This window comes from Clostridium lapidicellarium (assembly GCF_041224415.1).
Classification (GTDB): domain Bacteria; phylum Bacillota; class Clostridia; order Clostridiales; family Clostridiaceae; genus Clostridium_B; species Clostridium_B lapidicellarium.
The window spans coordinates 1-14,873 of the sequence record NZ_JBGFFE010000037.1 but is presented as its reverse complement, the minus strand read 5'-3'; the positions used below and the strand labels follow the sequence as shown (position 1 = coordinate 14,873).

General features: G+C 36.2%; 13 protein-coding genes. All 13 read right to left on the bottom strand.

The features are described from left to right. Window positions 1-68: 68 nt before the first annotated feature. Window positions 69-2,138, bottom strand: a complete 2,070-nt coding sequence (fusA, locus tag AB8S09_RS15200; protein WP_294183145.1) for an elongation factor G — start codon at window positions 2,136-2,138, stop codon at window positions 69-71. A 77-nt stretch (window positions 2,139-2,215) separates the two neighbouring features. Continuing rightward, on the bottom strand, window positions 2,216-2,686 hold the full coding sequence (gene rpsG, locus AB8S09_RS15195; protein WP_294183146.1) for a 30S ribosomal protein S7: 471 nt from the start codon (window positions 2,684-2,686) through the stop codon (window positions 2,216-2,218). 154 nt (window positions 2,687-2,840) lie between these two features. Next, window positions 2,841-3,218: a 30S ribosomal protein S12 gene (gene rpsL / locus AB8S09_RS15190; RefSeq protein ID WP_294183148.1), complete on the bottom strand. Its 378-nt coding sequence runs from the start codon at window positions 3,216-3,218 to the stop codon at window positions 2,841-2,843. 84 nt (window positions 3,219-3,302) lie between these two features. Then, window positions 3,303-3,545, bottom strand: a complete 243-nt coding sequence (locus tag AB8S09_RS15185) for a ribosomal L7Ae/L30e/S12e/Gadd45 family protein (RefSeq protein WP_294183246.1) — start codon at window positions 3,543-3,545, stop codon at window positions 3,303-3,305. A gap of 112 nt (window positions 3,546-3,657) precedes the next feature. Then, window positions 3,658-7,194, bottom strand: a complete 3,537-nt coding sequence (gene rpoC, locus AB8S09_RS15180; RefSeq protein ID WP_369869471.1) for a DNA-directed RNA polymerase subunit beta' — start codon at window positions 7,192-7,194, stop codon at window positions 3,658-3,660. A gap of 18 nt (window positions 7,195-7,212) precedes the next feature. Further along, entirely contained in the window at window positions 7,213-10,977 is a 3,765-nt protein-coding gene (gene rpoB, locus AB8S09_RS15175) for a DNA-directed RNA polymerase subunit beta (RefSeq protein ID WP_294183152.1), read from the bottom strand. A gap of 296 nt (window positions 10,978-11,273) precedes the next feature. Beyond that, the gene (rplL, locus tag AB8S09_RS15170; protein WP_294183153.1) at window positions 11,274-11,639 is read right to left on the bottom strand and encodes a 50S ribosomal protein L7/L12; all 366 of its coding nucleotides are present in this window, start codon (window positions 11,637-11,639) and stop codon (window positions 11,274-11,276) included. A gap of 26 nt (window positions 11,640-11,665) precedes the next feature. After that, complete coding sequence (gene rplJ, locus AB8S09_RS15165) at window positions 11,666-12,184, bottom strand: 50S ribosomal protein L10 (protein WP_294183154.1); 519 nt, start codon at window positions 12,182-12,184, stop codon at window positions 11,666-11,668. 198 nt (window positions 12,185-12,382) lie between these two features. Then, the gene (gene rplA, locus AB8S09_RS15160; protein WP_369869469.1) at window positions 12,383-13,072 is read right to left on the bottom strand and encodes a 50S ribosomal protein L1; all 690 of its coding nucleotides are present in this window, start codon (window positions 13,070-13,072) and stop codon (window positions 12,383-12,385) included. 57 nt (window positions 13,073-13,129) lie between these two features. Continuing rightward, complete coding sequence (gene rplK, locus AB8S09_RS15155) at window positions 13,130-13,555, bottom strand: 50S ribosomal protein L11 (protein ID WP_294183157.1); 426 nt, start codon at window positions 13,553-13,555, stop codon at window positions 13,130-13,132. 90 nt (window positions 13,556-13,645) lie between these two features. Next, entirely contained in the window at window positions 13,646-14,170 is a 525-nt protein-coding gene (gene nusG, locus AB8S09_RS15150; protein WP_369869468.1) for a transcription termination/antitermination protein NusG, read from the bottom strand. Window positions 14,171-14,217: 47 nt separating this feature from the next. Then, on the bottom strand, window positions 14,218-14,457 hold the full coding sequence (gene secE, locus AB8S09_RS15145; RefSeq protein ID WP_294183160.1) for a preprotein translocase subunit SecE: 240 nt from the start codon (window positions 14,455-14,457) through the stop codon (window positions 14,218-14,220). 42 nt (window positions 14,458-14,499) lie between these two features. Continuing rightward, entirely contained in the window at window positions 14,500-14,649 is a 150-nt protein-coding gene (rpmG, locus tag AB8S09_RS15140; RefSeq protein WP_294183162.1) for a 50S ribosomal protein L33, read from the bottom strand. Window positions 14,650-14,873: the final 224 nt, after the last annotated feature.

Below are 14,873 nucleotides of genomic sequence, written 5' to 3'. Positions count from 1 at the left end.
GGTTTCGTCCTTTCATACTTCTCTTTTGACATTACTCTTCCTCCTAACAAATAACATATTAATTAAAATTAGCTATTTCTTTCACCTGTGATTTTTTCTTGAATACTCTTTGGTACTTCTTCATAATGATCGAAGGTCATAGTATAAACTCCTCTACCCTGTGTCCTCGATCTAAGTGAAGTAGCATATCCAAACATTTCAGAAAGAGGAACAAAGGACTTTATAATTTCTGCTCCTGATCTGGGTGTCATTCCCTCAATTCTTCCTCTTCTGGAATTTATATCGCCCATTACGTCCCCCATATATTCTTCCGGAACTGTAATTTCAACTCTCATAACTGGTTCAAGTAAAACTGGATTCGCTTTGGACATGGCATTTTTAAAAGCCATAGATGCAGCAATCTTAAAGGCCATTTCCGAAGAGTCCACCTCATGATATGAACCATCATACAGTTTAACTTTAAAATTTATAACAGGATATCCTGCTACCACACCGCTTTCTGCAGCTCCTTGAATTCCATTGTCAATAGGGGCAATATATTCTTTGGGAATAGCTCCCCCTACAATGGCATTTTCAAAAGAATAACCATCTTCAGAAGGTGACATTTCTATCAAGCAGTGACCATATTGGCCGTGGCCGCCTGACTGTCTGATAAATTTACCTTCTGCCTTAACTGTTTTCTTTATAGTTTCCTTATAAGCCACCTGCGGTTTGCCTACATTACAATCTACTTTGAATTCTCTCTGCAATCTATCCACAATTATTTCCAGATGTAATTCTCCCATACCTGCTATAATTGTCTGTCCTGTTTCTTGATCCGTATAAGTTTTAAATGTCGGATCTTCCTCTGCAAGTTTTGCAAGAGCTATACTCATTTTCTCCTGACCAGCTTTTGTCTTAGGTTCTATCGCCACATCAATAACCGGATCAGGGAATTCCATACTTTCAAGTACAATAGGACTATCCTCATCACAGAGAGTATTACCTGTTGAAGTAAACTTCAATCCCACTATAGCTCCAATATCTCCTGCACGGAGTTCATCAATTTCCTGTCTATGATTGGAATGCATTTTTACAAGTCTTGCAATTCTTTCTCTTTTGTCTTTCGTGGAGTTATACACGTAAGTACCACTCTTCATAATTCCTGAATAAATCCTAGTAAATGCCAATCTTCCCACAAATGGATCCGTGGCAATTTTAAATGCCAGGGCAGACAGCGGCTCATTATCATCGGATTTTCTTTCAACTTCCTTGCCACTTTCAGGATCATTTCCCTTTACAGGTGGTACATCAAGCGGTGATGGTAGAAAATCAACCACTGCATCTATCATTGGCTGCACACCTTTATTTTTATATGAAGATCCACATAATACCGGAACAAATTCATTTGCAATAGTGCCTTTTCTAATTGCAACCACCAATTCTTCCTGAGTAATTTCTCCACCATCTAAATATTTCACCATCAAGTCTTCATCAAGTTCAGCAACAGCTTCAATCAATTGAGTCCTATATTTTTCCGCCTTGTCTTTTAAATTATCTGGTATTGCAACTTCATCCATCACTGTTCCCAAATCATCTTCATAAATGATAGCTTCATTTTTTATAAGATCTACCATCCCTTTGAATTTATCTTCCGCACCTATTGGAATTTGAACAGGTACTGCATTACAATGGAGTCTCTTCTTCAAAGTATCTATACACATATAAAAGTCTGCACCAATTGAATCCATTTTATTTACATATACTATTTTTGGTACTCCATAATTATCTGCCTGTCTCCAGACAGTTTCCGTTTGTGGTTCAACTCCGCTTTTAGCGTCTAAAACAGTAACTGCACCATCAAGAACTCTAAGTGATCTTTCAACTTCTACAGTAAAATCTACGTGCCCTGGTGTATCTATTATATTTATTGCATATCCTTTCCATTTACAGAAAGTGGCTGCGGAGGTTATTGTTATTCCTCTCTCTTGTTCTTCTGCCATCCAATCCATAGTTGCTTCGCCGTCATGTACTTCTCCCAATTTATGAGTTCTTCCTGTATAGAAAAGTATACGCTCCGTAGTAGTAGTTTTTCCAGCATCTATGTGTGCCATTATTCCTATGTTACGGAATTTTTCCAGCGGATATTCTCTTCCCACTTAATTTTCCTCCTCGTAAGTGTAAATTTAAAATTCGATAAAACTGCTTCAGTAAAAATACCAAAACAGTTTTCATATTAATACCTATAATGTGCAAAAGCCTTATTCGCTTCAGCCATCTTATGAGTATCTTCCCTCTTCTTAACAGCTGCACCTGTATTATTTGAAGCATCCATTAATTCCGAAGCAAGTCTTTCTCTCATATATTTTTCTCCTCGTTTTCGTGATGCCGTAAGCAGCCACCTTATTCCCAAAGTTTGCCTTCTCTCAGGTCTAACTTCGATTGGAACCTGATATGTTGCACCACCAATTCTTCTAGCTTTCACCTCTAAAAGGGGCATTATATTATTCATAGCCGCTTCAAAAACTTCCATAGGCTCCTTATTGGTCTTTTTTGCAATTATATCAAAGGCACCATAACATATTTTTTGAGCTACTCCTTTTTTGCCGTTTTCCATTATATTGTTTATTAGTTTTGTAACAACTTTACTGTTATATACTGGATCGGGTAATACATCTCTCTTACCTATATGTCCTTTTCTTGCCACTTTTCTTCCCTCCTTAACAATTAAAATTTAAGTTCATCGGTACTCGACTATAAAATAGCAATAGCCGCAAAGTGCTTTGTACTTCTGCAAAATTTCATAATATATATAAACGCTGAAGACATTGCACTAGTCCACCAACTTAATTAAATCAAATTTATTTCTGTTTTGGTTTTTTTGCACCATATTTTGATCTTCCCTGTAGCCTATCAGCAACACCTGCTGAATCCAGTGTCCCTCTTACTATATGATATCTAACACCTGGGAGATCCTTAACTCTTCCTCCCCTTATAAGAACAACACTGTGTTCCTGCAAGTTGTGTCCTATACCAGGTATATATGCACTTACTTCATACCCATTTACCAATCTAACCCTTGCAACTTTTCTAAGTGCAGAATTTGGCTTTTTAGGTGTGGTAGTTTTCACCACCGTGCAAACCCCTCTTTTCTGAGGACATTTTTTCAATGCTGGTGCTGTGGATTTTGTGTCTATTGTCTTCCTGCCCTTTCTTACTAATTGACTTATTGTTGGCATATTTACACCTCCTTTAAAAATAAATTGTCAATAAAGCTAAAATCTATATCAATTATTCTTGAAAGCTCCTTTATATTAAACAGATCAATCTTTTAATACAGCTGCCATAGCAGCTCCTACATCTATACCGCATAGTTTTCCTAGTTTCTTCATGGTATCAACATAGACTATTTCTTGGGAATTATCATCAATTAATACTTTTACTGACTGTATCAGTTTATCGTCAGCATCTTTAGCTATATACACAGTTCTAGCCTTTTTATTTTTTATAGCCTTAACTGTCTGCTTCATACCAACAACTTTATTTCCTGGAAGCCTGCAAATCATTATTTCCATTCCCTCCTAAAATAATAATTCAGGGACAAGACACACAAAAAGCCTTGCCTCCCTAAAAACACACAGATGTATTTTATCATTTTAACATTACTATGTCAATAAATTATCCCGCTTCCTGATCTTCTAATTTTTTATCTACGGCTTTATTTTTAGTATTGACTTTTATAGATCTATATCTGTTCATTCCAGTTCCTGCAGGTATAAGTTTACCTATAATTACATTTTCTTTTAATCCTAAAAGAGGATCCGTTTTGCCCTTTATAGCTGCATCAGTAAGTACCCTTGTAGTTTCCTGAAATGATGCTGCCGAAAGAAATGATTCTGTTGCCAAAGCTGATTTTGTTATACCTAAAAGGGCCACTCTACCCTGGGCAGGTTTTCCACCCTTTGCCATAATCCTATTATTTTCATCTTCAAAATCAAATCTGTCGATTAAAGTTCCAGGAAGCAATTCCGTATCTCCTGAATCCTCTATTTTAACCTTCCTCGTCATCTGCCTTATCACCACTTCAAGGTGCTTATCATTTATATCAACACCCTGCAGTCTATAAACTTTTTGGACTTCAGACAAGAGATAATTCTTAACGCTTTGGACTCCCTTTATTCTCAATATATCATGCGGATTTACAGAACCTTCCGTTATTTCATCTCCGGCACTTATCTCATCGCCGTCCGATACTTTAAGTCTTGATCCAAAGGGTATATCATAGCTTACTTCTTCCCCTGAAGTTGCAACTACAGTTACACTTCTCTTTTTCTTAGTTTCTTCCATCTTTACCGTTCCTGAAACTTCACTTACTATTGCAAGTCCTTTTGGCTTTCTTGCTTCAAACAACTCTTCAACCCTTGGAAGACCTTGGGTTATATCGGAGCCTGCAACTCCACCAGTATGAAAGGTTCTCATTGTAAGCTGTGTTCCAGGTTCCCCTATACTCTGGGCCGCTATTATACCTACTGACTCTCCGATATCAATTTTCTTTGCAGTAGCCATATTCATACCATAGCATTTTGCACATACACCATGACGGGATCTGCAGGTAAATACAGATCTGATTTTTACTTTCTTTACACCCAAATCCTCTATTTTATGAGCCATTTCAAAATCTATGTAGGTATCTTTAGGTACCAACACTTCTCCTGTCTTAGGATCTTTAATATCCTCTGCAGAATATCTTCCAGTAAGTCTTTCTGACAAGCTTTCTATAACTTCGTTTCCCTCTTTTATTTCTGTTATATCATATCCTTCATGGGTGCCACAGTCTTCTTCCCTTACTATGACATCCTGACTTACATCTACAAGCCTTCTGGTAAGATACCCTGAATCTGCAGTTTTCAACGCAGTATCTGCATTACCTTTTCTAGCACCATGAGTAGATATGAAATATTCAAGTACATCCAAGCCCTCTCTAAAAGAAGATCTTATTGGAAGCTCTATTATCTTTCCTGAAGGATTTGCCATGAGACCCCTCATGCCGGCAAGTTGTTTTATTTGGCTTTTAGAACCTCTTGCCCCTGAATCGGCCATCATAAATATTGGGTTGAACTTATCCAAATTACCCATAAGTGCATCAGCAACATCTTCCGTAGTTTTGGTCCATTTTGCTATTACTCTCTGATATCTCTCTTCTTCAGATATGAACCCTCTTCTATACATTTTCTCTATTTTGTCAACAGCCTTATCCGATTCATTTAAAAGTTTTTCCTTGGCTTCAGGAACTACCATATCTGAAGTAGAAACAGTAATCCCACTTATTGTAGAATAATGATATCCTCTGGCTTTTATCTTATCAAGCATTATAGAAGTTTGAGTGGCTCCATGCTTCATATAACACCTATTTACTATTTCACCTAATTTTTTCTTAACAACAAGAAAATCAATTTCCAGTTTGAATTCATTTTCAGGTATGCTTCTATCCACAAATCCCAAGTCCTGAGGTATGGATTCATTAAATATTATTTTCCCCGGAGTGGTATCTATTATTCCGCTAACACACTTTCCGTCTTTAACCTTTTCCATTTTCACCTTAACTTTTGCATTAACATCTACCTGCTTCAATTCATACGCCATTACGGCTTCTTCAGGTGAGCAGAACATTCTGCCTTCTCCCTTAGCTCCATTTTTTAACGAAGTTAAATAATAAGATCCGAGTACCATATCCTGTGTTGGAACTACCACTGGTTTTCCGTCAGATGGTTTTAATATATTATGAGCAGCCAACATTAAAAATCTAGCTTCAGACTGGGCTTCAACTGAAAGAGGGACATGAACTGCCATCTGGTCACCATCAAAATCAGCATTATACGCTGTACAAGCAAGTGGATGAAGTTTTATAGCCCTACCTTCCACAAGTACAGGTTGAAAAGCCTGAATTCCAAGTCTATGAAGCGTTGGTGCACGATTTAAAAGTACCGGATGATCCGATATAACTTCCTCCAGCACATCCCATACTTGAGTTTGAACTCTTTCCACCATCCTTTTAGCACTTTTAATGTTATGAGCAAGGCCGCTTGCAACCAATTTTTTCATAACAAATGGTTTAAACAACTCAAGAGCCATTTCTTTAGGCAGTCCACACTGGTACATCTTCAGTTCAGGACCAACTACTATTACAGAACGCCCTGAATAATCCACACGCTTTCCAAGTAAGTTCTGTCTAAATCTCCCCTGCTTACCTTTTAGCATATCAGATAATGATTTTAAAGGCCTGTTTCCCGGTCCTGTTACGGGTCTGCCTCTTCTTCCATTATCTATAAGGGCATCTACTGCCTCCTGAAGCATCCTTTTTTCATTTCTCACTATTATATCAGGTGCCCCTAAGTCCAATAATTTTTTAAGTCTGTTATTTCTATTTATAACCCTTCTGTAAAGATCATTTAAATCAGATGTGGCGAATCTTCCTCCATCCAGCTGTACCATGGGCCTTAAATCGGGCGGTATCACAGGTATAACATCTATGATCATCCAGTCAGGTTTATTACCTGATTTTCTAAAGGATTCAACAACTTCAAGTCTTCTTATTATTCTTACTTTTTTTTGACCTGTGCTTTTTTTTAGGTTCTGTTTTAACTCTGCGGACAATTGATCAAGATCTATCTCTTCCAAAAGTTTCTTAATTGATTCCGCTCCCATACCTGCAACAAAATTTTGTTCCCCATACTTATCCACAGCCTCTCTATATTCCTTTTCAGTTAAAAGCTGTTTTTTAAGAAGCTGGGTCTTTTTAGGATCCAAAACCACATATGATGCAAAGTACAGCACTTTCTCCAGAGATCTCGGTGACATATCCAACATAAGTCCCATACGGGATGGTATCCCTTTGAAATACCATATATGTGATACTGGAGCTGCAAGTTCTATGTGCCCCATTCGTTCACGTCTAACTTTTGCTTTAGTTACTTCCACACCGCACCTATCACAAACTATACCTTTGTATCTAATTCTCTTGTACTTGCCGCAGTGACATTCCCAGTCTTTTGTCGGTCCAAAGATTCTTTCACAAAACAAGCCATCCCTCTCAGGTTTCAAGGTTCTGTAATTTATTGTTTCAGGCTTTTTTACCTCACCTCTTGACCATTCTCTTATTTTTTCCGGTGAAGCCAAACCTATTTTTAATGCATCAAAATTATTTAATTCAAACAAGGGTACATCCTCCCTTCATTAATGTTCATCATTAAAATTATCTATTCCCAGGCCATCCAAATTCAAATCTAGATTTTCGTCGTCATCACTGACATTTTCATCATTTTTATCATCATCTTTATTATCATTATCATCATTTTTATTTTTATTTTTATCATTGTTATTACTATTATGATCTTCTTGATTTTTCCTGTTATTGTTATTTTGAGATGATCCAGGAGAATCTTCTTTTCCTTCTATATTTACATCCAAGTTTTCCATTTCATCATCTATCGACTCTTTAAGTTCAACCTCTTCGTTATTTTCATTTAATACTTTTACATCCAGACATAGAGCCTGCAATTCTTTTATAAGCACTTTAAAAGATTCCGGCACTCCAGGTTCTGGTATATTTTCACCTTTCACAATAGCTTCATAAGTTTTTACTCTTCCAACCACATCATCAGATTTAACTGTAAGTATTTCCTGAAGGGTATGTGCTGCACCATATGCCTCCAGAGCCCACACTTCCATTTCTCCAAATCTCTGTCCTCCGAACTGTGCTTTACCACCAAGAGGCTGTTGAGTTACAAGTGAATATGGGCCGGTAGATCTAGCGTGAATTTTATCATCAACCAAATGAGCTAATTTTAAAATATACATATATCCTACAGTTATAGGTCGGTTAAAAGGCTCTCCTGTCCTGCCGTCATACAATATGGTTTTCCCATCTTTTCTATAACCTGCTTTTTCTAGGCAGGACACTATGTCTTCTTCCCTTGCCCCGTCGAAAACCGGAGTTGCTATATGCCATCCCAATTCACTGGCAGCCAAACCTAAATGTACTTCAAGAACTTGCCCTATATTCATACGTGAAGGTACTCCCAGAGGACTTAAGCATATCTGCAAAGGTCTTCCATCTGGGAGAAAAGGCATATCTTCTTCCGGCAGCACTTTGGATATAACACCTTTATTGCCATGTCTGCCTGACATTTTATCTCCAACAGATATCTTACGCTTCTGAGCTATATAACATCTAACAAGTTTATTAACTCCCGGTGAAAGCTCATCTCCGTTTTCTCTGGTAAACACTTTTACATCCACGACTATACCTGACTCTCCATGAGGCACTCTAAGGGAAGTATCTCTAACTTCTCTCGCTTTTTCTCCAAATATAGCCCTTAACAATCTCTCTTCCGCCGTCAGTTCAGTTTCACCTTTAGGAGTCACTTTCCCCACTAATATGTCTCCAGCCCTCACTTCAGCACCTATTCTTATAATTCCTCTCTCATCTATATCCTTTAACGCATCTTCTCCTACATTCGGTATATCTCGGGTAATTTCCTCAGGACCAAGTTTTGTATCTCTAGCTTCAGATTCATATTCTTCTATATGAATTGAAGTAAATACGTCCTTCTTAACAAGCTCTTCGGATATAAGCATTGCATCTTCATAATTATACCCTTCCCAAGTAGTAAATCCCATTCTTATATTTTTGCCGAGAGCTATTTCTCCCAAATCAGTAGAAGGTCCATCTGCTAAAATTGTTTCCTTCTGAACTCTCTCTCCCTTTTTAACTATAGGTCTTTGATTTATACATGTACCCTGATTGGAACGCTGAAATTTAAGGAGTCTATAAACATCAGTCCCTCCATCGGAATCTCTCTTTACTCTTACTTCATTAGCACACACATATGAAACCACACCTGGATTCTTAGCTTTGGGAAGCACTCCTGAATCCACAGCCGCCTTATATTCAATGCCTGTTCCAACAATAGGTGCTTCAGGCTTTAAAAGCGGTACTGCCTGCCTTTGCATATTGGATCCCATAAGTGCACGACTTGCATCATCGTTTTCGAGAAATGGTATCATAGCAGTTGCAACTGAAACCAGCTGTCTTGGGGATACATCTATATAATCAACATCTTCTGCCGGCACTACGATAACATCTTCTTTATCTCTAACTGTAACTCTGTCATCTACAAAAGTACCGTCTTCTTCAAGGGGTTCATTCGCCCGTCCTATCAAATATTGATCTTCTTCATCTGCTGTCATATATACAATTTTATTAATAACTCTTTTATTTTTTTTGTCTACTTTCCTATATGGAGTTTCTATAAAACCATATTCATTAACCTTTGCATAGGTTGCAAGAGAATTAATAAGCCCTATATTGGGACCTTCTGGCGTTTCTATCGGACACATCCTGCCATAATGAGAATGGTGAACATCTCTCACCTCAAAGCCAGCTCTTTCTCTAGATAATCCTCCTGGTCCCAATGCCGATAATCTTCTCTTATGAGTAAGCTCAGAAAGTGGATTAGTCTGATCCATAAACTGAGAAAGTTGAGAGCTGCCAAAGAACTCCTTAATTGCCGCAGATACCGGTCTTATATTTATCAGCGCCTGAGGTGTTATAACTTCCTGATCCTGTATGGTCATTCTCTCTTTAACTACTCTTTCCATCCTTGAAAGGCCTATTCTAAATTGATTTTGAAGTAATTCCCCTACAGATCTAAGCCTTCTATTGCCCAAATGATCTATATCATCAACATTTCCGATACCATAAGCCAATCCTAATTCATAACTTACCGTAGCAAAAATATCATCTTTAATTATATGTTTAGGAATTAAGTCATGTATATGTTTTGATATCTGCTCCTTTATCTCATTTTCATCACTGTAATTATCCAAAATTTTTTTCAAAGTGGGATAATGTACTTTTTCCCTTATATTTAAATCATCTAAATTAAAATCAACAAAATTTCGTATATTTACAAAATAATTTCCTATTACCCTCACTATTGTATCTTCCACTTGGATATCTACTATGTTTACTCCACATTCTTCGATCTCTACAGCTTTTTCCCTACTTATTCTTTCACCATTTTGCACAAGTATCTCCCCTGTCTGAGGGTTTACTACATCTTGTGCCGCTATTCGATTAGTTATTCTTAAATGCAATGATAATTTTTTGTTAAATTTATATCTTCCTACTCTGGAAAGATCATATCTTTTCGGATCAAAAAACAAAGAATCAATAAGTGACTGAGCACTATCAACCGTAGGTGGTTCTCCTGGTCGCAGCCTCTTATATATTTCAAGTAATGCCTCTTCATGAGTCTTAGTATTATCCTTTTCGATTGTAGCTTTTAATCTTTCATCCTCCCCGAAGAAATTAGCAATTTCTGTATCTGTACTGTAACCCATAGCTCTCACAAGAATAGTAATGGGTAATTTTCTAGTTTTATCTATTCTTACATATATTATGTTATTAGAGTCAGTTTCATATTCCAGCCATGCTCCTCTATTAGGTATTACCGTTGAAGAAAAAAGTTTCTTACCCGTTTTATCAACAGATACATCATAGTATACGCCTGGAGATCTTACAAGTTGACTGACTATAACTCTTTCCGCTCCGTTAATTATGAAAGTTCCCTGTTCCGTCATCAAAGGAAAGTCTCCCATAAAAACTTCCTGTTCTTTAACTTCACCAGTTTCCTTGTTAAGTAACCTTACTTTTACTTTTAAAGGTGCTGCATAAGTTGCATCTCTTTCTTTGCACTCTTCCACAGAATATTTGATATTGTCCATATCTAATTTATATCCTACAAATTCCAAATTAAGATTTGCAGTATAATCTTGAATAGGATTAATATCATCAAATACCTCTTGTAATCCTTCTTTCAAAAACCAATTGTAGGAATTTAATTGCACTTCAATTAAATTAGGCATATGTCCTACTTCTTTAAGTCTGGAAAAGCTCATTCTTGTTCTTTTACCAACCTGGACAGGATGTACCATTGATTTTCACCCCTTGTATAAACTAAAAATAACCAAAACATCCATTTAACTACATATGCATGTTTATGGACTTATTATTGCCATCAAATTATTATAACCTTTTTTTTGTAATTAATTCAAATTATTCTATATACAATATATTTTACATTAATTTTGCAACTAATCAATGCAATTTACCATGTTATCATAACACATATAATTTGTCAACAATAAATTTTTATATTTTCTAAAAAATTTGTGAAATAATAAAGAGGTACTTTGATCAAAGCACCTCTTTATATAAATATTTTCAATCTTTACTTCAGCTCTATTTCAGCTCCAATTTCTTCAAATTTAGACTTCAAAGCTTCAGCATCTTCTTTGCTTACTCCTTCTTTTATCGCCTTAGGAGCACTATCAACTACACCTTTTGCATCCTTTAATCCTAACCCTGTCACTTCTCTAACTGCCTTTATAACTTTTATCTTTTGCTGTCCCACTGTTTTAAGTATTACATCAAATTCAGTCTTCTCCTCTGCAGCAGCGCCGCCTGCGCCTGCACCTGCTGCAGCCACTGGAGCTGCTGCACTTACTCCAAATTCATCTTCACATGCTTTTACTAAATCATTTAATTCTAAAACACTCATATCTTTTATAGCTTGAATGATTTCTTCCTTACTCATTAATAAACACCTCCAAAATTTTTAAATTAGCTTTCTTGTGATTCCTGTTTTTCTTCTGATTTTCGTTTTTCTTCAACTGCATTTAGCAAATAAACAAACTTTGATAATGGAGCCTTTAAGCTTCCAAGTAATTTCGCAATAAGTACATCTCTCGGTGGTATTGAAGCAAGTTTTTGAATTTTATCCTTATCAAACACTTTTCCGTCTATAACTCCGCCTTTAAGCTCGAGCACTTTGTGATCTTTAGAAAAATCATTTAAAATTCTTGCTGGCGCAGCCGGATCATCATATCCAAATGCTGTTGATATTGGTCCTGAAAAAGCATCTTCCACCTCATCAAATCCCAATTTTTTCGCAGCTAATTTAGATAACGTATTTTTATAAACCTTGTATTCTATACCTGCTTCCCTTAAATTTTTTCTAAGCTTCGTATCCTCTTCCACAGTTAATCCCTGATATCTGGCAAATACTATACTATTAGCCTTTTTCATCTTTTCTTCAATTTCTTTAACTTTAGCTTCCTTTAATTTTCTGTTCTTTCCCAACGTACATCCACCTCCTCACAGTTCAACTCAAAACAAACGCATAAATAAAAGCCTCCCCTTAGACGAAGAGAGACCAATTAATCTCTATTGGAATCCTGAATAGGTTGGGTATAATTTCCCGTTGTGCTTTCGCACCTATCGTCTACGGAGTATTTACTTATTGAATTACTATATGCAAATTAATCACCTAAGTCAATTTCAGTCAAGAACTTTTGCCGAATTTACCTTTATTCCTGGTCCCATTGTACTTGACAATACTACAGATTTCAAATATTGACCTTTAGCTGCCACCGGTTTTGCCTTTATTACAGCTTCCATCAGTATACGGAAATTTTCCAACAATTTTTGCGATCCAAAAGAACTCTTTCCTATTGGAACGTGGATTATAGAAGTTTTATCAACTCTATATTCAACTTTACCTGCTTTGATCTCCTCTATTGATTTTGCGACATCAAAAGTAACTGTACCGGACTTTGGGTTTGGCATCAATCCTTTAGGTCCAAGTATTCTGCCCAGTCTGCCTACAACTCCCATCATATCAGGTGTAGCTACAACTACATCAAAATCAAACCAGTTTTCATCCTGTATCTTATGAACATATTCATCTGCTCCAACATAGTCCGCCCCTGCATTTTTAGCTTCTTCAACTTTATCGCCTTTAGCAAATACCAATATTCTAACTTTTTTGCCAGTTCCATGAGGTAGAACTACTGCTCCTCTTACCTGCTGATCAGCATGTCTTGGATCTACTCCAAGCCTTAAAGCCAATTCTACAGTTTCATCAAATTTCGCTTTAGATGTCTTTAAAACAAGATCTATGGCCTCTGCCGGTGTATATAATGTATTTCTGTCGATAAGTTTAACACTTTCCTTATATTTTTTTCCCATTTAAAATCCTCCTTTGTGGTATTTACGGCAATATTACCTCCCACCTATTTAAGCTGCTTATTCTTCTACGGTTATTCCCATACTTCTTGCAGTACCTGCTATCATTTTCATAGCAGTTTCAACAGAGCTAGCATTCAAATCTGGCATTTTTGTTTCAGCAATCTTTTTAAGCTGCTCTTTAGTTACTTTAGCAACCTTAGTTTTATTAGGTTCTCCAGAACCACTTTCTATTCCCGCAGCTTTCTTAAGCAGCACTGCTGCTGGTGGAGTTTTTAATATAAAACTAAAAGATCTATCCTGATACACAGTAATTACCACTGGAATTATAAATCCTGCTTGTTTTGCAGTTTTAGCATTAAATTCCTTACAAAAGCCCATAATATTTACACCATGCTGTCCAAGCGCTGGTCCAACTGGTGGAGCTGGTGTTGCTTTACCTGCAGGAAGCTGAAGTTTTATCAATCCTACTACCTTTTTAGCCATAATTATACACCTCCTCTACTAGGATTACATGAAAATATCTTTTTCATTTAACCTATTAAAACTTTTATCCTTATACTTTATTTAATATAATTATTCTATTTTTTCTATTTGGTTAAACTCGAGTTCAACAGGAGTTTCCCTCCCAAACATATTAACTAGAGCTTTAACCTTTTTCTTTTCGGGATTTATTTCTTGGATAACAGCTAAAAAGTTTTCAAGAGGCCCAGATTTTACCTTTACATTCTCACCTATTGCTATATCTACATTTACAGGTTTTTCATTGATCCCCATTCCCTTTACTTCCTCATCGGTAAGTGGAACAGGCTTAGAACCAGGGCCAACAAAACCTGTGACTCCCCTAGTATTTCTAACTATATACCAAGAATCATCAGTCATTACCATATGTATTAAAACATACCCTGGAAATACCTTTTTTAACGTTATTTTCTTTTTTCCATCATCTTTTGTTTCAACCTGTTCTTCCATAGGAACCTGAACATCATCTATCCAATCATATAGATCTCTATTTTCTACAGTTTTTTCAAGATTAGCTTTAACTTTATTCTCATAACCAGAATATGTATGAACTACATACCATTTAGCTTTATCTGCCATAATCCTAGGGATGATAACTTATCCCTGCCTCCTTTTTCATTCTTATTTCAAAATAATTTTTTCAAAATACCTTTAGCTAAAGAATTAAATCCAAAATCTATTATAGCAATAATTATCACATAAATAATACAAAATACAATAACTGATATCGTAGCCTTTTTTAAATGTTCTTTAGAAGGCCATGTTATTCGTTTAAACTCAGCTACTAACCCTCTAAAAAAATTAAAGAAACCGCCTTTAGGTGTGACTTGTTTTCTAACTTTTTTTGCGTCATCATGCGCCGCCATTTTATTCACATCCTCAAATATTTAATATAACGACTCTCTACTTTACCTAGTTTCTTTGTGAATTGTATGTTTACGACAAAATGGGCAATATTTTTTCATTTCTAATCTATCTGGGTTATTTTTTTTATTTTTAGTTGTATTGTAATTCCTCTGCTTGCATTCTGTACATGCCAGTGTTACTCTCACTCTCATTATCTTCACACCTCCTGGTATATCACTCAATATATAATAATTAAAAACTTATATTTTCAAAATTATGCATTACTTAATTAATTTATCACAATTTAGTTTCCATGTCAATCGATCAAAAATCACCGGATAAAATTTATGATCATTTCCAAAAGGACTAGGTAAGAAACCCAGTCCTTAAAATTACTCGACTATTTTAGTTACGACGCCGGAACCGACTGTTCTTC